The following is a 20,959-nucleotide window of genomic DNA, read 5'->3' on the forward strand; positions in this document are numbered from 1 at the left end:
CTTAGTCTTTGGTTACTTTACTTTGCCACCAACTGGCGTTAGGTTCAAAATCTTCAGCTAAGAACTTTAAACGCTCCTTTTCTTTATTAGGCCAAAGTTTATTCGCTATTTGTTCATCACGGGCTTTATCCTTTGCAGCATCGTACTCCGGGTCTTGTTCTGGGAATTTAGCACCTACACTCTCCAGCCAATTTGTAAGTTTGGTTTCTAGAGTATTTACTAACTCTGTATTTGTATTGGCTAGATTGGTTTGTTCGGAAGGATCAGTTTCTAAATTGTACAATTCGTTTCTGCCATCTTCCCAATAATGAATAAGTTTCCAATGATTTTCTCTAATGATGGAAGACGGTTCACCACCTTGGTTACCGTAATGCGGATAGTGCCAATATAACGGTCGGTCAGCCATTTTAAAGCTCTTATCCTCTAAGACAGGCTTTAAACTTACACCATCTACATGCTGCTCCGGCAATAAATTTATGCCGGTTAAATCTAAAAGTGTTGGGTAAAAATCGGAGCCCATAACAGGGTAATTCACTTCTCCCGAAGCTATACCTGGCGCTTTAATAAGATAAGGTTCTCTTATACCGCCTTCCCATTGGTAACCTTTACCGCCTCGTAATGGTAAATTAGAAGTAGAGTAGGCATCCCCGGAGGCTACACCACCATTATCCGAGGTAAATACAACTATGGTATTATCATCTATTCCCAGTTCTTTTAAGGTGTTTAAAATAAGGCCAACAGCATCATCGGTAGTTTCAACCAAACCAGCATAAATAGGATTGTCTTGTACTGTTCTTATAGGTAACACGCGTTCCATTTTATAGCCTGTACTATCAATACCTTTGCTTGCAGCTTTATCTCTATATTTTTGCCATTTTTCTTGTGTGGTTTCAATAGGACCATGAACGGCATAAAACGATAAGAAGGCAAAGAATGGCTTTGCGCTGTTAGATTTTATAAAATTAGAAGTTTCTTTTGCTAAGCGCATACTTAGGTTTTCACCATCATGTAAATTTGGTAGTTTAGGGTTGTTCCAAGGGGAATAATACCCACCTCTTGGTCCGCCAGATTCGTAACCCCCAATGTTAATGTTAAAACCATGGTCTTCTGGGTGAGACCCTTTATCTCCTAAATGCCATTTTCCTGCAAAAAAGGTGTTGTAACCAGCATTTTTCATAGCTTCAGCTAAAGAGATATCATCATGTGGTAAATTACGATTGTATGCCGCAGGTAGTAGTTTGTCATAACGTTTGCGTTCTCTCCAAGCTTCGCCAGATTTGGCGCCAATCCAATCGGTTATACCATGTCTTGCGGTAAATTTTCCTGTGAAAATACTCGCTCTCGAAGGACTACAAACACGGCAATTAGCATAGCCCTGCGTAAATACGGTACTCTGTTCTGCGAGTTTATCAATGTTAGGTGTTTCGTAAAATGTGCTACCTGTATATCCAAGATCATTTAGGCCTAAATCGTCTACCAGAATAAAAAGGACATTGGGTTGTTGTTCTGGTTGTGCTGTTTTTTGATTACAAGCGCTTAATAAAATGGTAGAGACGCAAAGGAAACTGAAAACGGTTTTAATAGACATAATTTAAGTAATAGCTGGTTACCACGAATTTAACTGTTTTCTTTCGAAATCAAATGCTTAAAAACCACTATTTTTACAAACCTAAACCAAGTGCGTAAAATGAAAAAGGACATAGAAATTCCTGTGGTAGAAGGTGTTTATGTAGCCGTAGTTAATGAGTATAATGATATATACAAGACTCAAGATTGGAATGCCTATATCATAAATGATAAGGATGTAGATTTAGATATGGTTATGATAGTTACCAGCGGGTATTCTGAAAAGAAAAAAACCTCGGTGTTTAGAAAAAAATTAGACCGACTACCTAAAAAAAGTTATGCTAAAATTGAGCTGATGCAAGAAGATTTGTTTGAGCTTAATAATACCTTTAAAGTGTCTTTTTTTGAAGGCAACAAAATGTTTGATAAGACCTACCTATTTAGAAAAAACACAATTAACCTAAAGGCTTTACAACCTATTCCGTTAATGGCGGTTAAAGGTGTGTTGGTTAAATAATCTTGACTATTATGACGACTAGGTTGATGCCATTTTTGCTTGTTTTTGTTCTGTTTTTTGGGTGGCTAAGTTCTTCTGCACAAAGTGGAAGTAAAAAGACGACCAAGGGTTACGGAACGTTAATTTTTTCGGATGCTTTTGAAAGAAGCGAATCTCAAGAACTCAAAGATGAACTAGGGAATAATTGGACCACGAGTAGTGATAAAACAGCAAAAGGCCATAAACAAGTAGATATTAGAAATGGTCATGTGCATATTTATATTCACGAAGAAGCTAATCATGCCGTTTCCGTTAGACATGAAATGGGCTTTAAAGATGGGGCTATTGGTATTGACTTTAAATTAGATCATAAAGACGATGTTTTGGTTTTAAATATTGCAGATCCATCCTGTAAATCTGTTCATGCTGGCCATATTATTAATGTAAAAATAAAGGCTAATACTGTAGAGATTTATGACTTAAAAACGGGCATTTTTAATTTGGACATAAAAAGAGCCCGAAAAGAAAAAAGTTTAACCGAATCGCAAAAAGCCTTACTTAAAACTAAGGTAAAACGAATACCTAATACACTTAAACTTAATGATTGGCATACCGCCTTTGTAAAAATTGAAGGCGATACTTTATGGGTGTATATTGATGCTATTGAAATAGGCCGTTTTTCTTCAGATGGTATAAACCATCATGCTAAAGACTTGTTACGCATCTTAGTGCCAAGAAAAGTAACTGTCGATAATCTTAACGTTTGGAAAAACAAGTAACCACCTAATCTAACTTCTCAGTTAGTTTTTTAAATACCTTTTTAGGGTTTTTGTTTTCGTAGAGAATCTCGTAAACCGCATTTATAATTGGTAAACGTGTTTTCTTAACGTTTTTTTCGTTTAGTAAATGTGCACTTTTGGCAGCGTAATAGCCCTCTGCGACCATATTCATTTCCATTTGCGCAGATTTAACGGTATACCCTTTACCAATCATGTTACCAAACATTCTGTTTCTAGAAAATGTTGAATAGCCTGTAACTAATAAATCACCCAAGTACGCAGAGTTGTTAATGTTACGTTTCATTTTATGCATCTTCTTAATAAAACGACGCATTTCTCTTATGGCATTACTCATAAGTACACTTTGAAAGTTATCACCATAGCCCAAACCATGCGCAATACCAGCAGCAATAGCGTAGATGTTTTTAAGCATTACGGCGTATTCTACACCAATAATATCATCACTAATTTTTGTTTTAATATAATCTGATGATAAACTATTTGCAATAGCCGTTGCTTTAGCCGTATCCGAACAAGAGATGGTAAGGTAAGATAAACGCTCTAAAGCAACTTCCTCAGCATGGCAAGGTCCCGCAATTACAGCAATATTTTCGTAAGGTACGTTGTAATATTCATGAATATGTTCACCAACAAGTAAACCAGATTCTGGCATAATACCTTTTACAGCAGAAACCACAATTTTATTAGAAATGTCTATGTGAAGCTTTTGCAATTCGGCATGTATAAAAGCCGAAGGAATCACAAAAAACAATACATCTGCCCATTCTGCAATTTCGTTTATATCATTACTAAGCTTTAATTGTTCTAAATGAAACTCAACAGAACTTAAATAATTAGGGTTATGTTGTTCTTTTAAGATATGTTCTTTGGTATACACACTACGCATATACCAACCTACTTCATTAATATTTTCACACAGCATTTTCACAATGGCTGTAGCCCAACTTCCACCACCAAAAACCGCATATTTTAAAGGCTTGTCCATAAAAAGTTTGTCTTTTTTAGTGGTTCAAAAGTACACAAAAATATTAAAGCTATAGGTTCAAAATTTATTAATAATAATTTTTTGGCACGCGTTTTGAAAACCTTAAAAGTATAAACCCTAAAATGAAGATAATATGAGAACTATAAAAATACTTTTGAGTTTTGTGTTGGCAACCACATTGTTTACATCTTGTTATACAGAGGTGCATGTAGATGATTATGTAGATGAGCCTACAATTTCTATTCACCAGTTATTAAACTCATATGAGTTGTGGTACGTAGACATTAATGCTACTAAAGGTTTTGGAGAAACTCCTTTTTTACAAAAGGCTTTTACAATTTCGTTTAGAGGTGGCGTGGTGTATGCTAATAACAATATAGTTGGATTAGGAGATAATGGTAACGGATTTGGAATTGATATAGGCGAATATGATGCTTATAATATGATATTAGATGTAGAGCATGATATTGATGGGTTTTCAACATTTGATGTTTTTCAAGTAAACAATAATACAATTGAATTGTACAACCCAGATAATGATACATCGTACTTTTTAAATGGATATAATCGAAACAATTTTGATTACGACTTTGTATTCTACGATAACATTCATTACTTCTTACAAGAGTATGAAGCTTGGGAGAAAACATACACTAGTGAGTTTGGAGCTATAAACGAATTTGATAACGAAAACTTCCTAGCGTTTTTACCAGGAGGTAACGATTCTGAATTCTGGAGTTCTCAAGATGTAGCTGGAACAAATGTTAATAATTTACAATGGGATTATACAGGTGTTTACGGTGTTGGAGATGTAACAAATAATATGTACTTAAAAACTTTAACATTAGATTATGATTTCTTCAACAATGAATACTTCGAATTAACCGTTATTAATGACGGAACCATAGAGTTGTACCACCCATCTTCTGAAACGGTATATGAGTTTAAAGGAAGAGGATACATTCAGTTCTTAAAAACTGCTGATGAAAAAGGTAAAACTAAGGTTGAAAAAAGAAGAAAGTTTAAAAAACAAAGGGTAGACAACCCTAGAGAGAATAAAAGAGTATAATAATTTTTTGGTTGGTTATTTAGTTAAAAAACCGTTTAAAGTCTGTGTCACTTTAGGCGGTTTTTTTATAATTTCTTTTTTGCAATGCCTACGGTTTCAAATTCTGAAAAATTAGAAGTAGCTTTAAAAGTATAACTGTTGGCAGTTGTTTTCATAATTTGAATAAATATTGTATCTGTCTTTTTGCCTTTTAAAAAGGCATATTCTGAGCCTTTTATTTTAACTTTATTCGATAGGGCATAATTACAATCATCTATCCAGGTTACATCAAATTTTGAATGTATATTTAGTTGTTCTACTATTTCCTCTTGGCTATTTTCGGTTCTAATTATAATGGAGCCACCATAATCTTTATTTTCAATAATAAATTTTCCAGTTCTTACCTCTTTACAATTTTGAGAATAGCTTTTAAAACAAATAAGTGCGAATAGAAATAGAATTATTTTTTCCATTGGGTGAAATTAGTTGAAATTTTAAGGAAAACTTTAAATAGCCCTAATCAATAATTCTGCTGTAGCAGGATTTGTGGCAAGCGGTACATCATGAACATCGCATAACCGCATAAGCATATTAACATCGGGCTCGTGTGGATGCTTTTCCAATGGGTCTCTAAAAAAGATAACCATTTTACAAATACCTTCGGCAACTCTTGCCGCAATCTGAGCATCGCCACCCAAAGGACCAGAAAGCATTTTAGTAACGCTTATACCCGCTTTTTCAACCTTACCACCTGTAGTTCCGGTAGAAATTATGGCTATATTTTTTTCTTGAAGTTTTGCTTTATGCTGATTTAAAAACTGAACCATTTCAGCTTTTTTACCATCGTGTGCTATTATGGCTATTTCCATCTAACCGTAGATTTTATGTCTGATTAAAAACTTAGAACTAAGTTAGTTAAATTAAAGGTTTAAGCAAAGTAAAGAAATGGATAAACAACTATTATTTGAATAACGCTAAGCTACTTCATGGCCTTGACTTTCGGCTAGCAAAGCAAACCAATCTTCTAACTCCAAATCTATATCTAACGCTTGGTTTGAAGCTTCAATTCTACCTTTATTGGTAGTGCCTATTATAGGAGATGGTTTTGCAGGATGTTTTAAAATCCAAGCTAAAAGCACAGTAGCATCAGAAACATTATATTTCTTAGCTAAAGACGATAATAGTTTTTTAGTTCTAAATGTTTGCTCTGTATCTTCCCTATAAACATTGCCTAAAGGACTCCAAATCATGGGTTGTATATGGTGTTGCAGCATGTAATCTAATGTGCCATCATGCATAGCTTTATGTTGTGTTAATGAAAATTCGATTTGATTTACAGCAACGTTGGTGGTACTGGAAATAAGTTCTAACTGAGAAGTTGTAAAGTTTGATACACCAAAGGATTTAATTTTACCATCTTCTTTCAAGGTATTTATAGCTTCGGCAATTTCATCTGGATGCATTAATGGGCTAGGTCTATGCAGTAAAAATGTATCTAAATATTCTGTTTTCAGGTTCTTAAGTGAAGCTTCGGCACTAGAAATAATATAATCTTTAGAAGTGTTGTAATGCTTTATACTGTTGTTTCGGTTTTCTGAAACTAGCTGAATACCACATTTTGAAATTAGTTGAATATTCTCTCTTTTTATTCCTGTTTGAGCAAAGGCCTTTCCAAATTCTTTTTCGGTAGTATAGTGTCCATAAATATCGGCATGATCAAAAGTTATATTACCATTGGCAACACAAAAATTAATCATATCAGCTTGCTCTTTTGTAGAGAATTGCTTGCCCCAGTTTCCCCAAGACATGCAACCAATAATTATTTTAGATTGGGTGCTCATTTGTATCTGTTTCTATATTAAAAGAAAATAACCATTACCTATAAAAATTCATTTCATCTAAATAGTCCCAGACTGGTTTAGATAATAAGGGCTGTACATTTTTACCTGCTTTAATAGCATTTCTAATAAATGTTGAAGAAATCTCCATAATAGGAGCATCTACCTTATGTACCTTAGGATGATCCTCAAATTGAGATTCAATGGCGTCCTCAGAAATTCTTGGGTACACATAAATGTGGTAGTTTTCTAAGATAACATCGGCATTTTTCCATTTATGAAAATGCTTCAAATTATCTTCTCCCATAATTAGACAAAACTCAAAGTCTGGATGTTTTTCTTCTAAATGTACCAATGTATTAATGGTATAATTTGGCTGAGGTAAGTTAAACTCAATATCACTTGGTTTTAGTTTAACATAATCTTTTGTAGCACGATATACCATCTCAAAGCGCTGGTAATTATCTAATAAAGAGTTTTTCTTTTTAAACGGATTATGAGGGGTTACAACAAACCAAACTTGATCTAAATCACTATGTTCAGCTAAATGGTTGGCAATGACCAGGTGCCCAATATGTATAGGATTAAAGGATCCAAAGTATAACCCAACTTTCATGACTAAGAGTTTATAAATTTACTTACTAAAGCTTCGGCGTCTTTAAAAGCACTTTCCAAGTTATCGTTCACCACAATTTCATCAAATAATGGAGCCGTTGCTAATTCTGCAGAGGCTTTTGCAACACGCATACTTATTTTTTCAGCACTTTCGGTTTTACGCTTTTTAAGCCTTATCTTAAGTTCATCAATACTTGGTGGTTTTACAAAAATGGCTAAGGTTTCCTCAGGGAATTTGCGTTTTATTCTTAGTCCGCCAGAAACATCAATATCAAAAATAACATGTTTACCTAATGCCCAAATACGTTCCACTTCAGTTTTTAGAGTGCCATAAAAGTTATCTCTATAAACCTCTTCCCATTCTAAGAATTCCTCATTCTTAATTTTAGATTTAAATTCTTCGGCAGATAAAAAGTAATAATCTTTACCGTCTTCTTCGGTACCTCTTTTTTCTCGAGACGTAGCGGATATTGAAAATTCTAGGTTTAATTGTTCTTTGCCTAATAAATGACGCACAATAGTAGTCTTTCCAGAACCAGAAGGTGCCGAAAACACAATTAATTTACCTTGTTTAGTTTTTTTATCTAACAATAGCTTAGGAATTAATAGTTTGAATTTGTTTAATATGGTGTTCCATGTGGTCCACATAATCGTCCATTAAAAATTTTAAATCAGAAATGGTACCATCGCCTAAGGTAATTTCATAGTTTAACGTAGCTTTAGTTTGTAAAGCCATTAGTTTCGAAATTCTATGATTTAGTGCTAGCCATATATTAACCAGTTCCGAAAGTTCTGAGTTTTGGTAATCATTGGCAATGACCAAACCATTTTGATTATATGGTTTTATAGTATAGGGTTTAGGTTCAAATTGAATTTCAGTAAAGCGTTGAAGATTATTAATAGCAGAATCAATTAAATGCCCAAGAATCTCCTTTTTAGACCACTTTTTAGGAGTAGCTTTAAAGGTCACCTCGTTCAATGATAGCTCTGAGAATAGTTTTGAACCTAAATTGAGCAGTTTATGTAATCTATCAATAGTACTAGTCATTAAGTTTTTGGTTAGAGTACATTCAATAACTGTTCCTTAATTTTTTCTAGTTCGTCTTTCATTTGTACAACCAATTGTTGCATTGGTGCATAATTACTTTTAGAACCAATAGTGTTGATTTCTCTACCTATTTCCTGACCTATAAAACCTAGTTTTTTACCATTAGAATCTTTGGTATTTAGGGTTTCTATGAAATAGTTTAAATGATTCTTTAAACGTACTTTTTCTTCAGTAATGTCAAATTTTTCAATGTAGTAGACTAACTCTTGTTCAAAACGATTTTCATCGTATTTTTCTTTAAGTTCTTCAACTCCTTTTAACAGGCGTTCACGCACAGCTTCTACGCGTTCCGGATCCATTTCAATGACCTTTTTAAGAATACTTTCAATGGTACTAATGCGTTTAACGAAATCAGATTCAAGCACTTTACCTTCGTCTAGTCTATAGGTGTTTAATGTGCTAACTGCGTTGTTAATTTCAGTATTAATAGCAGTCCACTCATCATCATTAATTTCTTCTCTTACCGTGTTTAATGAATCTGGAAACCTAACGGCCATTTTTAGAAGTTCTATTTCGTTGCCATCTACGACATCTTTAAGCTGACTCATGTATTGCTTAACAACTGGTTTGTTAATTTGCGAAGATGTGTCATCTGCAGTTGCCTCAACGTAAATAGAAAAATCTACTTTGCCACGTACTAATTTATCAGCTAATAACTTTCTTATAATAAGTTCTTTTTCCCTGTAAATAGTTGGCATTCTAGCATTAATATCTAGGTTTTTACTATTTAAAGATTTTAACTCAATTGTTATTTTTTTAGTAGGTAATTGTAATACAGATTTACCGTAACCTGTCATTGAATAAATCATATACGTGAGTATTAAGGTTTACAAAGGTAAATAATAGAAATCTATTATTTAGATTCCCAATTTTTACCAGAACTACATTTTTATTTTAAACCTCAATGAAAGCACCGAGAAGTTATTTTAAAATAAAACGCAAAAGTATAGAAAATACAAGGTTTTAGTATTAAAGAATTGCATTATTTAGCTAAATTAGCTTACTTTCTTAGTTTTATAATGATGAAAAAGAGAATAACACTTAAACATATAGCTAGCGAGTTTGATGTATCTATTGCTACCGTATCTAAAGCTCTGAATGACAGTTATGAAATTAGTGTAAAGACTAAAGAAAAGATCCAACAGTACGCCAAGAAGCATAACTATACGCCTAATAGTGTTGCTTTAAGTTTGTTAAACAAGAAGACAAAAACTATAGGTGTAATTATACCCAACATTATGAATAACTTTTTTGCTAAAGTTTTTATGGGTATTGAGCAAAAGGCAGCCGATAAGGGGTACACACTAATCTCCTGTATTTCTAATGAGTCTCATGAAAAGGAATTAAAGACCATGGAACTTTTAAAAAATGGCACTTTGGATGGATTTATATTGTCTTTAGCGGAAGAAACACAGGCAAAAGCAGATTACCAGCATATAAAGAATACTATAAATGAAGGTGTGCCTATGGTAATGTTTGATAGAGTTACAGATGCCATTGAATGTGATAAAGTTATTGTTGATGATTTTGAAGGGGCTCGTAATGCTACCAACCATTTAATACATACAGGATGCAAACGAATTGCATTGATTTCGGTTATAGATAACCTAAGTGTAGGTAAGCTTAGGGCAAAAGGTTATGAACAAGCACTTAATGAAAACAATATAGAAATAGATTCAAAACTCATTGTTAAAATTGCCAAAAATGAAGATTTTGAAACCGCTATGAAAATTGTACTGGCAGATAAATCTATTGATGGCTTGCTTTGTTTAGAGGAAAGCTCTGCTGTACAATCTTTGGAGTTAGTAAAGCGAATGGGGTATAAAATTCCTAATGAACTATCTATAATTTGTTTTACAAATGGCAAATTACCACAATATGTCTCTCCCAAAATTACAACGGTTAGCCAACATGGTAAGTATATCGGAGAAACTGCTGCTGAGATGCTTATAAATAGATTAGAAGGTGAGGGTGATACACCATTTGAGACCAAGGTGATAAAAACGAGTTTAATAGAAAGGGAGAGTACAAAACCGCTTCACTAATAAAATGCTTAGAGCCTATTTACAATCCTTTCAACTTTTAACAGATGATGAGATTACATCATTTGAAAATCTGTTGACCTATAAACAGCTGAAAAAAGATGATTATTTTATTGAGGCAGGTCAGGTTTGTAAAGAGGTTGCGTTTATAACTTCTGGTTTTTTTAGATCTTATTATTATTCTTCGAAAGAGGAAGAAGTTACCTATTGTTTTACCTTTTCCAATTCTTTTATAACTGCTTATTCTTCGTTTTTAACTCAAGAATCTACTTCAGAAAACATTCAGGCTTTAACGGATATAGAAATGTATGCTATCTCCAGAGACGATATGTTGCATCTTGAGGCTTCAAGTTCCAATTGGTTGAAATTATTTAAGCTAATGGCCGAAAGAGAGTACGTAAAAATGGAAAAACGCATTTTTATGCTACAACTAGAAAATGCCGAAACACGTTATACCGACTTACTCAAAAACCATCCAGAATATTTACAGCTAATTCCCTTAGGTTATTTGTCTTCTTACCTTGGAATTACTCAAAGGCACTTAAGTAGAATTAGAAAGTCTATTACGAATTAGACAAATGTCCTTTTACAACACGTCGATAGCATCTTCCTTTGCATAAAAAAAAGTAAAGATGAATAACATATTGATAATTAATGGACACCCAGATAAGGAAAGCTATAATTATGCATTAGCTAATGCCTATAAGAAAGGAGCCTTAGCCACTAGCGCTAATATTGAGGAAGTAAATATTGCCGACTTAGATTTTAATCCAAATTTAGAATTTGGATATAGAAAAAGAACCGAACTAGAGACGGACCTTTTATTGGCTATTGAGAAAATAAAAAGGGCAGATCATTTAGTATGGGTTTTTCCAATGTGGTGGTATGGATTACCGGCGCTTACTAAAGGATTTATTGATAGAACCTTTCTTCCAGGAATTACTTTTGAAACTGTACAAGGCAAAGCTTTTCCAAAGAAACTGCTAAAAGGTAAAAGTGCAAGATTAATCATAACTGCAGATACCCCAAAATGGTATGATAGCATTTTTATGAAAAGCCCATTAATTAACCAATTTAAGAAAGGGACTTTACAATTTTGCGGTGTAAACCCTGTTAAGACAACATTTTTAGCTCCAATAAAAGCTTCTAATGATGCACAAAGACAAAAGTGGCTACATAAAGTAGAAGAGTTAGGGAAAGGCTTAAAGTAGCTGTTTTTACTCATAAAATAAGTATAATTGAAGAGGGCGTATAAGAAGTATTTAATAAACTATATTAACTTTTTTCTCTGTATTTATTCTGAAATTTACTGGCGTTTACTAACATTTTCTTTTTCAAATTATGAATAGAAAATCTTTTTTAAAGACAATAGGGCTTTTACCTCTTACAGCTAGGGCAATGAAATTAAACGAATTAAGTAAAATAGCAGATACTTTTAAGACTACACCAAGAATGCCTGTTCTTTTTTTGGGTCATGGTAGTCCTATGAATGCCATAGAAGAAAATGAATTTGTACAAGGATTTAGAAAGGTATCATCAGAAATATTTAAACCTAATACTATACTTTGTGTTTCTGCACATTGGGAAACTAGAGGCACAAAAGTAACGGCCATGAAAAATCCCCGTACCATTCATGATTTTGGTGGTTTTCCACAAGAACTTTTTAAAGTGCAATATCCAGTTTCCGGAAGTCCTGAATTAGCTCTTGAAACTAAAGAGATTATTACTTCAACTTCGGTTGATTTAGATAATCATTGGGGTTTAGACCATGGCGCGTGGTCTGTTTTAAAACATATGTACCCCAATGCAGATGTACCCGTAATACAATTAAGTCTAGATATTTATAAAAATCCTAAAGCACATTACCAGATAGCAAAAGAACTTAGTAAACTTAGAGACAAAGGCGTTTTAATAGTTGGTAGTGGAAATATGGTACACAACCTTAGAAAGGCAGATTGGACGAAACTAGATGAAAATTACGGTTATGATTGGGCTCAAGTTGCAAACGAAAAAATGAAGACCTTTTTACTTGATGGTAATCATGATGCTTTAATTAATTTTAAGAACCAAGGAAGAGAACTTAACCTTTCCATTCCCACTGCAGAACACTTTTTACCATTGCTTTATACTATTGCACTGCAAGATAAAAATGAAAAAATAGAGGTATTCAATGATAAGTTTGTAGGAGGGTCTCTATCAATGACTTCGCTTAAAATAGCGTAATAAAATAAAAACCCCCAATAAAACAAGTAGTTATTATTAGGGGTTTCATAAAAACATAATTAATCATAATTATCCTGTAAAGTAGCTTAAAACACCAATTACGAGAATAACTAATATTATAGATAAAACAATATCAATAGTATCATAACTACCTTTGTTTTCTTCTTTCTGTTCTTCAGTTAAAGTTCCAAAAGACAGACCTACAATAGTTCTGTAATCTGGAGCATTAGTAGCTAAACTTACCGAGATACAAAGTATCACAGAAAATATGAACATAAATATGGCCATATGAGCAAAATTAATAGTGGCAAAACCATACATAATGTTGCTTAATTCTTCACCAGCAGCAATTTGCGGTTGGAAATAAATTTCGGAACCTAATCTAAGAATTAGTAATAGCAAGCCAGCTAAAAGTGTTGTAATTGCAGCTTTGGCATTTACTCGTTTCCATATAATACCTAAAAGGAAAACAGCTGTTACCGGAGGCGCAATATACGATTGTACATTTTGAAGGTATTGGTACATAACACCACCACCAATTTTCTCCATAATAGGTATCCAAATAATTCCTAAAATAACAATGAATCCCGTTGCTATTTGTCCAATTTTAACCAGTTTTGCTTCGGTCATATTAGGTTTTAGCTTCTTATAAATATCTATGGTAAATATGGTAGAGCAAGAGTTAAATACCGATGCTAAAGAACTCATTAATGCAGCCATTAAACCACCGGCTACTAAACCTTTTAATCCAACAGGTAAAAGTGTTTTTACAAGCATAGGAAAAGCTCTATCTGCCTTTTCAACAGAAAACAACTCCGGATTTTGAATGGATAAGGCAAATGCAATAATACCAGGTATTAAGAATATTAAAATAGGCAATAGCTTTAAATATGCACCAAAAATAGCACCACGTCTACCAATTTTAATATTATTAGCTGCCAAGGTACGTTGTACGATATATTGATCTGTACACCAATACCAAATACCAACAATAGTACCACCAATTAATAAACCAGTCCAAGGGAATTGTGGGTCGTTCATTGGTCGCCACATATTAAAATGATCTGGACTTACAGCCGTTACAGTTTCTCTTAACTGACCCCATCCTCCAACTTCTTGAAGCCCTAAATAAGTAATAATTATGGAGCCCAAAATTAAAATAACAGTTTGTAGTGTTTCAGTATAAATTACAGCTTTCATACCGCCAATCACGGTATAAATACCTGTAAAAACTACAATACCTATGGCGCCATACCAGAACGGAATTCCTAATAACTCAGAGACCACAATACCTCCAGCATAAATCGTTACCGATACTTTGGTAAGTACATAAGCAACTAGAGAGAAAACGGATAAGAACCAACGCGAGCGAGAATCAAAACGTTTTTCTAAAAATTCGGGCATGGTAAAAGCCCCACTTCGTATATAAAATGGCAAGAATAACCAACCCAAAAGCAATACTATCCATGCATGTAACTCGTAGTGAGCCATTGGAGTTCCAGACTCAAATCCTGTACCCGCTAGACCAACAACATGTTCAGAACCAATATTAGAGGCAAAAATAGAGGCACCAATTACAAACCATCCAACGTTTCTACCCGCTAAAAAATAATCTTCGGTGTTTTTGTTCTTTTGAAGTACAACCCAAACTGCTACTGCTACTAGGGCTAAAAAGTATATTCCTAAAACAACCCAATCTAAACCTTCTAATACTGAACTCATAATTAAATATATTGGTTAATAATATTTTCGAATAACTCTTGTTTACCACTTTTTAGATCTAATTCTCCATTTTCATTAGCTATGTCATAAAGCGCTTTCATATCTAACTTTCCACTTTCAAAATCTTTTCCTTTACCAGAGTCAAAAGAACTATAGCGTTCGGTTCTTAAGTTGTCATATTGCGAAGAAGAAATGATTTTATCGGCAGTAATTAAAGCACGAGCAAAGGTGTCTGCACCACCAATATGAGCTAAAAATACATCTTCTAAATCTGTTGAGTTTCTTCTAATTTTGGCATCGAAATTAACACCTCCACCTTGTAAGCCACCTGCTTTTAGGAATACTAACATTGCCTCGGTAGTTTCTTGAATATTATTTGGGAACTGGTCTGTATCCCAACCGTTTTGGTAATCGCCTCGGTTAGCATCAATACTTCCTAACATTCCAGCAGCTGCAGAAACTTCTAATTCATGTTGAAAGGTATGTTGTGCCAATGTAGCGTGGTTAACTTCAATATTCATTTTGAAATCTTTATCTAAACCATATTCTTTTAAGAACCCGATAGCCGTAGCAGCATCAAAATCATACTGGTGTTTCATTGGTTCCATTGGTTTTGGTTCTATAAAGAAGGTACCGTTAAACCCTTGACCTCTAGCATAATCTCTAGCCATTGTAAGAAGCTGCGCCATATGGTCTAACTCACGTTTCATATCTGTATTTAATAAAGACATATAACCTTCACGACCTCCCCAGAATACATAGTTTTCACCTCCTAAAGCAATAGTAGCATCTAAAGCTAATTTTATTTGTGCACCTGCTCTGGCAACCACATTAAACTCTGGGTTGGTAGCAGCACCATTCATATATCTTGGGTTAGAAAAACAGTTAGCCGTTCCCCAAAGTAATTTTTTACCAGTTTCGGCTTGTTTACCTTTTAAATAGTCAACAATTGTTGCAAGTCTTTGTTCAGACTCAGCAAGAGTAGCTCCTTCTTGCACTAAATCATAATCATGAAAGCAATAGTAGTCAAATCCCATTTTTGAAATAAATTCAAAAGCGGCATCTGCTTTATCTTTGGCAGCCTGAATAGGGTCTGAAGCTTTGTCCCAAGCAAAACTCTGAGTACCAGGACCAAATGGATCCGATCCCTGTCCGCAGAATGTATGCCAGTAAGCAATGGCAAATTTAAAATGCTCGCGCATTGTTTTTCCAGCTACTACTTGTTCTGGGTTGTAATATTTAAACGCTAAAGGATTATCAGATTCTTTTCCTTCGTATTTAATGGCATCAATACCTTTAAAATATTCCATTGTTATTTATGCTTTAATATAATTTCTAATTCTTTTTTCCAGTTTTCGTAAGCCTCTAGATATGGTGTTTTATTCTCTAAAGGCATAAATGTCATTACATGATCATTTTTTGTAATATTAGCTCCAAATTTTTCAAAATCGCCATCAGTTAAACCAGCAGCTCTTGCTGCACCAACAGCACCTGTTGTGTTGTATATTTCAATTTCATGGCCAATTAAAGTAGCCACTGTATTTGAGAAGATTTCAGCTCTAAATAAATTATCATTACCCGCTCTAATCACATTTATTTCAGCATTATCATTTTTTAAAATTTCCATGCCATAAACAAAGGCAAATGCAATGCCTTCCAGAGTGGCTCTGCATAAATGCGCATTGCTATGAAGGTTTAAGTTAAAGTTTAAAAAATGCGCTCCAACATTCTTATTATCAAGCATTCGCTCAGCGCCATTTCCAAACGGAATAATGGTTACACCATCTGAACCAATAGGTGCTTCGGCCGCTTTCGTATTCATTGCTTCATAAGAATCTATTCCGATATTATCTTTTAACCATCTATACATAATACCGCAACCATTAATACAAAGTAGCTTTCCAACAGTTGTGTTGTCTTTTGTGTAGTTTACATGCGTAAAATGGTTGATTCTAGATGCTTCTTTAGATTTAAGTTTATTAGTTACGGCATACACAACCCCAGAAGTTCCTCCAGTAGCAGCTACTTCCCCATGGTTAAAAATATTAAGAGAAAGTGCGTTATTAGGTTGATCACCTGCTCTGTAGGTAATAGGAACCCCAGCAGGAATGCCTGTTTCTTGGAATGCCTTTTCTGTTGTAACACCTTGGTTTGTGAAGTTTTCAACAATAGTTGGTGTTAAGTCTTTATCAATGCCGTAAAAGAATAACAGAGATTCGGCAAGTGCATCATTTTTGTAATCCCATAAAATACCTTCCGATAGACCATTTTTTGTGGTAGTAATAGCACCAGTAAGTTTATAAGCTATATAATCTCCGGGCAACATATATTTATGAATCTTATTATAGATTTCGGGCTCATTATCTTTTACCCATTTTAATTTAGAAGCCGTAAAGTTTCCGGGAGAGTTTAAAAGATGTTCAGAACAAAAGTCCTCACCTAACCCTTTATGAGCGTTTTCTCCAATTTTTACGGCGCGACTATCACACCAAATAATGGATTTTCGCAAAGGACTTCCATCTTTATCAACTATTACTAAACCATGCATTTGGTATGAAATGCCAATTCCGGAGATTTTAGAAGCATCAACATTGGTTTCTATTATTACCCGTTTTATAGCCTTACAAACATATTCCCACCACATATTAGGATTTTGTTCTGCCCAACCACTTTGAGCTGCAAAAATTTCCATTTCGTTTTGAGGCTCGTTTAAGCTTAAAATGTTCTCGCCAGTAGCTGCATTTACAAGGGCTACTTTTACCGAAGAGCTACCAATGTCCAGTCCTATATAATACAAATCTTAAATTTTAGATAGAGAGTTTTGAATCTGTTAAAAAAGAATTCAAAAATTGGTTATTTGCCATTAAAAGTATTTAAATATTGTGGAATTACTAATATTTCTATTTCATTTTAAGGCGTATGCACACAGATACATATAAGGTTAATTCTAGAGAAAAAAATGATGTTGAGCCCTTATAAATACTTGTAAATACGATATGTTATGGATGTTTGTTCTAACCAAAATTTGTATTAAACATACTTACTTAAACCTTTAAGTACTTTTTCGTAGGGTGCTAAGATTTCTCTCATATTTTAAAAGGCATGCAACACTTGTAACAGCACATATTTGTTATTGATTTGTTGTATTTACCAGACATAATAGCATATAAATTGGTTTTGCAACAAATGTATCATTAAGCGCTGTATTTGTATTAAAGATGTTTTTCCATACTAAATAGTTTTACCTGCATAAAGACAAACGGAAAATTGTAAACTAAAACTAATGCTTAATCGCATCAAAATTTTATGAGAATTATATCTAAATGCAGTGTTATAATGGCAAGTGCTGTAATGCTTGTGTCATGGAACTTAAAAGGTCAGAATAAAATGTCTAAAACCTCAGATAAAACTATAGAAGCTAAAATTGATAGCATTATTCCATTACTAACTCTAGAGGAAAAAGTAGATCTGTGTCATGCACAATCTAAGTTTAGTACTAAAGGTGTTGATAGGTTAGGGATTCCAGAAATATGGATGGCCGACGGTCCTCATGGTGTTAGAGCAGAAATTAGTTGGGATTCTTGGGATTATGCAGGTTGGACAAATGATTCAATTACAGCTTTTCCAGCATTAACATGTTTGGCCGCAACTTTTAATCCTGTTCTGGCAGGTGAATATGGCTTTAATTTAGGAGAAGAAGCTAGGTATAGACAAAAGGATATTCTTCTAGGTCCCGGAGTAAATATTTATAGAACACCATTTAATGGTAGAAACTTTGAATATATGGGAGAGGATCCTTTTTTGGCATCTACTATGGTGGTGCCTTATGTTCAGGGTGTTCAAAAAAATGGTGTTGCGGCATGTGTTAAGCACTACGCTTTAAATAATCAAGAACGTAATAGAGATTTAATAAATGTAGAGGTAAGCGATAGAGCGTTACATGAAATTTACTTACCAGCATTTAAAGCTGCTGTTCAAGATGCTAAAGTTTGGGCTATAATGGGAGCGTATAATAAATTTAGAGGGCAATACACAACGCACCACGAATTATTGACTAATAAAATTTTGAAAGGCGATTGGGGTTATGATGGTGTTGTGGTAAGTGATTGGAGTTCGGCACACAACACTCTCGAAGCTGCCAACAACGGTCTAGATATTGAAATGGGAACGGGTACTGATGGTTTAGGAACTACAACATTAAATCATTACCAACATTACTTTTTGGCTAATCCGTTTCTTGAAAAGTTGAAAAGTGGGGAAGTTTCGGAAGCTGTATTAGATGATAAAGTAAGACGGGTTTTAAGACTAAGATATAGAACGAATCTAAGTGAAAACAGACCAAGGGGTAGAGCAAATAATGTAGAGCATCATGAAGTAGCTCGAAAAGTAGCAACAGAGGGAATTGTGCTTTTAAAGAACGAAGATAACTTCTTTCCTATTGAGGATAAACAAGGGTTAACCATTGCAGTTATAGGGGAAAATGCAACTAGATCTATGACTGCTGGAGGAGGGTCTTCGGAGTTAAAACCTAAGTTTGAAATATCACCATTAGAAGGCATTAAAGCACGTTACAAAAATGCCACTGTCCTGCACACAATGGGGTACGAAACAGGGGCCTCGGAATATGCAAGGGTAAACCCACCAACCCTTGATCAGGATTCACTAAAGATTGAAGCAATTAAACTGGCAAAAAAAGCAGATATAGTGTTATTTGTAGGAGGCTTAAATAAAAGTCATTTACAAGACTGTGAAGGTGATGATAGACAGCAATATGGTTTACCTTTTGGACAAGAAGTACTAATTGATGAAATTTCTAAAGTGAACAAAAACCTAGGTTTCATTTTATTAACTGGTAATGCCGTTGAAATGCCTTGGTTAAAGAAGGTAAAAGGTTTATTGGAATCTTGGTATTTGGGCAGCATGGCAGGACATGCTATAGCAGATGTAATAAGTGGAGATGTAAATCCATCGGGTAAATTACCATTTTCATTTCCTAAAAAGCTAGAAGACAATGGAGCGCACTCTTTTGGAGAGACTTCATACCCAGGAGTAAATATGACCCAACACTATAAAGAGGATATTTTAGTTGGTTACAGATGGCATGATACAAAGAAAATTAAACCGCTTTACGCTTTCGGTTATGGTATGTCGTATACCTCTTTTAAAATAGATAACATTTCGGTTGATAATAAAAGTTACGTAAAGAATAATACAATTAAGGTAAGCTGTGAAGTTGCAAATACTGGAACAATTGCAGGTGCCGAAGTTGTGCAAGTTTATATAGGCAAACCAAACTCAAAAGTAGATAGAGCCCTTAAAGAGTTAAAAGGATTTACTAAGGTTTATCTTGAAAAAGGAGAGCAAAAAAAGGTGTCTGTAAGTATAGATGTATCCAAATTAGCTTTTTACAATACGGCTATTTCCGATTGGGAAATTGAATCGGGAGATTATATTGTTTATGTTGGTAATGCCTCAAACAACATTTCAAAAGAACTAGAAATAACGATTGAATAATAAACCAATAAAATGACATACAGATTCATTTTTCTAATATGCCTGTTAATTTCAATGGGTTGTAAATCTGAAAAAACAACAGAAAAAGGTATTGGTAAAGAAGAAAAAAAAGCATCAAGTCTAAAAGCAGAATTGGAGTTTGAGATACATGCGCAATTAGGAGAAGGTGCTTTTTGGAACCATAAAACAAATGAGTTTTACTGGATTGATATCGAATCTAAAACCTTAAACATTTACAATCCAGAAACTAAAACAAATAAAGTTTTTAATACACCATCAAGGGTTGGTACAGTTGTACCAGTTAATGAAAATGATGTTTTAGTTGCTTTAGAAGATGGTGTTTATAAACTAAACGTAAATACTAGAGAAATAGCACTCTTTACCGATATGAAAACTGAGCTAGAGGGATGTAGGTTAAATGATGGAAAATGTGATCCTTCAGGAAGATTTTGGGTTGGTTCCATGCATATGCAACAAGAAAAGGAAAAGGCAAATTTGTATGCCATTAGTTCTACAGGAGAGCTAAGCAAGAAGTTAGATCGTATTACAATTTCCAATGGTATCGTGTGGACTTCAAATAGAAAAACCATGTATTATATTGATACACCTACTTCGGAAATTAAAGCGTACGATTATAATGATGAAACAGGAGCCATTTCGAATGAAAGAGTTGCAGTTAAAATACCTTTAGAGTTAGGTTATCCAGACGGTATGGCAATAGATGAAGAAGATAAACTTTGGGTTGGTATGTGGAATGGAAACGCGGTAATAAGATTCAATCCAGAAACAGGAGAACTACTCAAGAAAATTGAAGTACCAGCACATAATGTTACATCGTGTGCGTTTGGAGGTGATCATTTAGATGTGCTTTACATTACCACGGCCTCTTTAGATATGACCCAAGAGGAAAAACAACAATATCCATTGGCGGGTTCTGTATTTAAAGTACATCCAGGAGTTAAAGGTGTAAAGAGTACTTTTTTTAAGGAATAATAAACTAAG

General features: G+C 34.1%; 21 protein-coding genes. 9 read left to right on the forward strand and 12 right to left on the reverse strand.

Annotated features, from left to right (window positions below; genetic code table 11):
- Position 1: 1 nt before the first annotated feature.
- Complete coding sequence (locus FUA24_RS13645; RefSeq protein WP_148543224.1) at positions 2-1,588, reverse strand: sulfatase; 1,587 nt, start codon at positions 1,586-1,588, stop codon at positions 2-4.
- Between the two features lie 99 nt (positions 1,589-1,687).
- On the opposite strand from FUA24_RS13645, the gene FUA24_RS13650 reads away from it, so the two are divergent.
- Together FUA24_RS13650 and FUA24_RS13655 are read left to right on the forward strand one after the other, a co-directional pair.
- On the forward strand, positions 1,688-2,083 hold the full coding sequence (locus FUA24_RS13650; protein ID WP_148543226.1) for a hypothetical protein: 396 nt from the start codon (positions 1,688-1,690) through the stop codon (positions 2,081-2,083).
- A gap of 11 nt (positions 2,084-2,094) precedes the next feature.
- On the forward strand, positions 2,095-2,841 hold the full coding sequence (locus tag FUA24_RS13655) for a hypothetical protein (protein WP_148543228.1): 747 nt from the start codon (positions 2,095-2,097) through the stop codon (positions 2,839-2,841).
- 4 nt (positions 2,842-2,845) lie between these two features.
- Here FUA24_RS13655 and FUA24_RS13660 read toward each other — a convergent pair whose 3' ends face one another.
- Positions 2,846-3,847, reverse strand: coding sequence for an NAD(P)H-dependent glycerol-3-phosphate dehydrogenase (locus FUA24_RS13660; RefSeq protein ID WP_148543230.1), 1,002 nt, complete (start codon positions 3,845-3,847; stop codon positions 2,846-2,848).
- A gap of 133 nt (positions 3,848-3,980) precedes the next feature.
- Here FUA24_RS13660 and FUA24_RS13665 point away from each other — a divergent pair, with 133 nt between their 5' ends.
- The gene (locus FUA24_RS13665; RefSeq protein WP_148543232.1) at positions 3,981-4,916 is read left to right on the forward strand and encodes a nicotinic acid mononucleotide adenyltransferase; all 936 of its coding nucleotides are present in this window, start codon (positions 3,981-3,983) and stop codon (positions 4,914-4,916) included.
- Positions 4,917-4,981: 65 nt separating this feature from the next.
- Here the strand turns inward: FUA24_RS13665 and FUA24_RS13670 are convergent, their stop codons facing one another.
- The 7 genes from FUA24_RS13670 to FUA24_RS13700 all read right to left on the reverse strand — a co-directional run bounded on the left by FUA24_RS13670 (position 4,982) and on the right by FUA24_RS13700 (position 9,265).
- Positions 4,982-5,368, reverse strand: coding sequence for a hypothetical protein (locus tag FUA24_RS13670; RefSeq protein WP_148543234.1), 387 nt, complete (start codon positions 5,366-5,368; stop codon positions 4,982-4,984).
- A 33-nt stretch (positions 5,369-5,401) separates the two neighbouring features.
- Entirely contained in the window at positions 5,402-5,764 is a 363-nt protein-coding gene (locus tag FUA24_RS13675; RefSeq protein WP_148543237.1) for a methylglyoxal synthase, read from the reverse strand.
- Positions 5,765-5,869: 105 nt separating this feature from the next.
- Positions 5,870-6,736, reverse strand: a complete 867-nt coding sequence (locus FUA24_RS13680; protein WP_187388281.1) for an aldo/keto reductase — start codon at positions 6,734-6,736, stop codon at positions 5,870-5,872.
- 34 nt (positions 6,737-6,770) lie between these two features.
- The gene (nadD, locus tag FUA24_RS13685; protein ID WP_148543240.1) at positions 6,771-7,349 is read right to left on the reverse strand and encodes a nicotinate (nicotinamide) nucleotide adenylyltransferase; all 579 of its coding nucleotides are present in this window, start codon (positions 7,347-7,349) and stop codon (positions 6,771-6,773) included.
- 2 nt (positions 7,350-7,351) lie between these two features.
- Positions 7,352-7,939 (reverse strand): guanylate kinase, encoded by a 588-nt coding sequence (gene gmk / locus FUA24_RS13690; protein ID WP_246147054.1) that lies wholly within the window; start codon positions 7,937-7,939, stop codon positions 7,352-7,354.
- Between the two features lie 4 nt (positions 7,940-7,943).
- Complete coding sequence (locus FUA24_RS13695; protein ID WP_148543244.1) at positions 7,944-8,396, reverse strand: DinB family protein; 453 nt, start codon at positions 8,394-8,396, stop codon at positions 7,944-7,946.
- An 11-nt stretch (positions 8,397-8,407) separates the two neighbouring features.
- Positions 8,408-9,265 carry a YicC/YloC family endoribonuclease gene (locus FUA24_RS13700; RefSeq protein ID WP_148543246.1) on the reverse strand — a complete coding sequence of 286 codons (858 nt, stop codon included), beginning with the start codon at positions 9,263-9,265 and terminating at the stop codon, positions 8,408-8,410.
- A gap of 213 nt (positions 9,266-9,478) precedes the next feature.
- Between FUA24_RS13700 and FUA24_RS13705 the strand changes: the two genes are divergently transcribed.
- The 4 genes from FUA24_RS13705 to ygiD all read left to right on the forward strand — a co-directional run bounded on the left by FUA24_RS13705 (position 9,479) and on the right by ygiD (position 12,721).
- Positions 9,479-10,501: a LacI family DNA-binding transcriptional regulator gene (locus FUA24_RS13705; RefSeq protein ID WP_148543248.1), complete on the forward strand. Its 1,023-nt coding sequence runs from the start codon at positions 9,479-9,481 to the stop codon at positions 10,499-10,501.
- A gap of 4 nt (positions 10,502-10,505) precedes the next feature.
- The gene (locus FUA24_RS13710; RefSeq protein ID WP_148543250.1) at positions 10,506-11,072 is read left to right on the forward strand and encodes a Crp/Fnr family transcriptional regulator; all 567 of its coding nucleotides are present in this window, start codon (positions 10,506-10,508) and stop codon (positions 11,070-11,072) included.
- Between the two features lie 58 nt (positions 11,073-11,130).
- Positions 11,131-11,709, forward strand: coding sequence for an NAD(P)H-dependent oxidoreductase (locus FUA24_RS13715; RefSeq protein WP_148543252.1), 579 nt, complete (start codon positions 11,131-11,133; stop codon positions 11,707-11,709).
- A 187-nt stretch (positions 11,710-11,896) separates the two neighbouring features.
- Entirely contained in the window at positions 11,897-12,721 is an 825-nt protein-coding gene (gene ygiD / locus FUA24_RS13720) for a 4,5-DOPA-extradiol-dioxygenase (RefSeq protein WP_449441433.1), read from the forward strand.
- Between the two features lie 69 nt (positions 12,722-12,790).
- On the opposite strand, the gene FUA24_RS13725 is transcribed toward ygiD, so the two are convergent.
- Genes FUA24_RS13725 through FUA24_RS13735 form a run of 3 tightly spaced genes read right to left on the reverse strand, consistent with a single transcriptional unit; the run spans position 12,791 to position 17,240 of the window.
- Positions 12,791-14,443, reverse strand: a complete 1,653-nt coding sequence (locus tag FUA24_RS13725) for a sodium:solute symporter (RefSeq protein WP_148543256.1) — start codon at positions 14,441-14,443, stop codon at positions 12,791-12,793.
- Positions 14,444-14,445: 2 nt separating this feature from the next.
- On the reverse strand, positions 14,446-15,753 hold the full coding sequence (xylA, locus tag FUA24_RS13730; protein ID WP_148543259.1) for a xylose isomerase: 1,308 nt from the start codon (positions 15,751-15,753) through the stop codon (positions 14,446-14,448).
- Between the two features lie 2 nt (positions 15,754-15,755).
- Positions 15,756-17,240 carry a xylulokinase gene (locus tag FUA24_RS13735; RefSeq protein ID WP_148543261.1) on the reverse strand — a complete coding sequence of 495 codons (1,485 nt, stop codon included), beginning with the start codon at positions 17,238-17,240 and terminating at the stop codon, positions 15,756-15,758.
- Between the two features lie 509 nt (positions 17,241-17,749).
- On the opposite strand from FUA24_RS13735, the gene FUA24_RS13740 reads away from it, so the two are divergent.
- Positions 17,750-19,957: a beta-glucosidase family protein gene (locus tag FUA24_RS13740; protein ID WP_148543263.1), complete on the forward strand. Its 2,208-nt coding sequence runs from the start codon at positions 17,750-17,752 to the stop codon at positions 19,955-19,957.
- Positions 19,958-19,969: 12 nt separating this feature from the next.
- On the forward strand, positions 19,970-20,950 hold the full coding sequence (locus tag FUA24_RS13745) for an SMP-30/gluconolactonase/LRE family protein (protein ID WP_148543265.1): 981 nt from the start codon (positions 19,970-19,972) through the stop codon (positions 20,948-20,950).
- Positions 20,951-20,959 lie beyond the last annotated feature (9 nt).

The organism is Seonamhaeicola marinus (assembly GCF_008085455.1).

Excerpts from the sequence above, each read along its gene's own strand:
- FUA24_RS13705 (WP_148543248.1), top strand. The coding sequence starts at position 9,479 with ATGAAAAAGAGAATAACACTTAAACATATAGCTAGCGAGTTTGATGTA.
- FUA24_RS13680 (WP_187388281.1), bottom strand. The coding sequence starts at position 6,736 with ATGAGCACCCAATCTAAAATAATTATTGGTTGCATGTCTTGGGGAAAC.
- ygiD (WP_449441433.1), top strand. The coding sequence starts at position 11,897 with ATGAAATTAAACGAATTAAGTAAAATAGCAGATACTTTTAAGACTACA.
- FUA24_RS13745 (WP_148543265.1), top strand. The coding sequence starts at position 19,970 with ATGACATACAGATTCATTTTTCTAATATGCCTGTTAATTTCAATGGGT.
- FUA24_RS13670 (WP_148543234.1), bottom strand. The coding sequence starts at position 5,368 with ATGGAAAAAATAATTCTATTTCTATTCGCACTTATTTGTTTTAAAAGC.
- FUA24_RS13660 (WP_148543230.1), bottom strand. The coding sequence starts at position 3,847 with ATGGACAAGCCTTTAAAATATGCGGTTTTTGGTGGTGGAAGTTGGGCT.
- xylA (WP_148543259.1), bottom strand. The coding sequence starts at position 15,753 with ATGGAATATTTTAAAGGTATTGATGCCATTAAATACGAAGGAAAAGAA.
- FUA24_RS13725 (WP_148543256.1), bottom strand. The coding sequence starts at position 14,443 with ATGAGTTCAGTATTAGAAGGTTTAGATTGGGTTGTTTTAGGAATATAC.
- FUA24_RS13655 (WP_148543228.1), top strand. The coding sequence starts at position 2,095 with ATGACGACTAGGTTGATGCCATTTTTGCTTGTTTTTGTTCTGTTTTTT.
- FUA24_RS13675 (WP_148543237.1), bottom strand. The coding sequence starts at position 5,764 with ATGGAAATAGCCATAATAGCACACGATGGTAAAAAAGCTGAAATGGTT.
- FUA24_RS13650 (WP_148543226.1), top strand. The coding sequence starts at position 1,688 with ATGAAAAAGGACATAGAAATTCCTGTGGTAGAAGGTGTTTATGTAGCC.
- FUA24_RS13645 (WP_148543224.1), bottom strand. The coding sequence starts at position 1,588 with ATGTCTATTAAAACCGTTTTCAGTTTCCTTTGCGTCTCTACCATTTTA.
- FUA24_RS13665 (WP_148543232.1), top strand. The coding sequence starts at position 3,981 with ATGAGAACTATAAAAATACTTTTGAGTTTTGTGTTGGCAACCACATTG.
- FUA24_RS13740 (WP_148543263.1), top strand. The coding sequence starts at position 17,750 with ATGAGAATTATATCTAAATGCAGTGTTATAATGGCAAGTGCTGTAATG.
- FUA24_RS13695 (WP_148543244.1), bottom strand. The coding sequence starts at position 8,396 with ATGACTAGTACTATTGATAGATTACATAAACTGCTCAATTTAGGTTCA.
- FUA24_RS13710 (WP_148543250.1), top strand. The coding sequence starts at position 10,506 with ATGCTTAGAGCCTATTTACAATCCTTTCAACTTTTAACAGATGATGAG.
- nadD (WP_148543240.1), bottom strand. The coding sequence starts at position 7,349 with ATGAAAGTTGGGTTATACTTTGGATCCTTTAATCCTATACATATTGGG.
- FUA24_RS13715 (WP_148543252.1), top strand. The coding sequence starts at position 11,131 with ATGAATAACATATTGATAATTAATGGACACCCAGATAAGGAAAGCTAT.
- FUA24_RS13700 (WP_148543246.1), bottom strand. The coding sequence starts at position 9,265 with ATGATTTATTCAATGACAGGTTACGGTAAATCTGTATTACAATTACCT.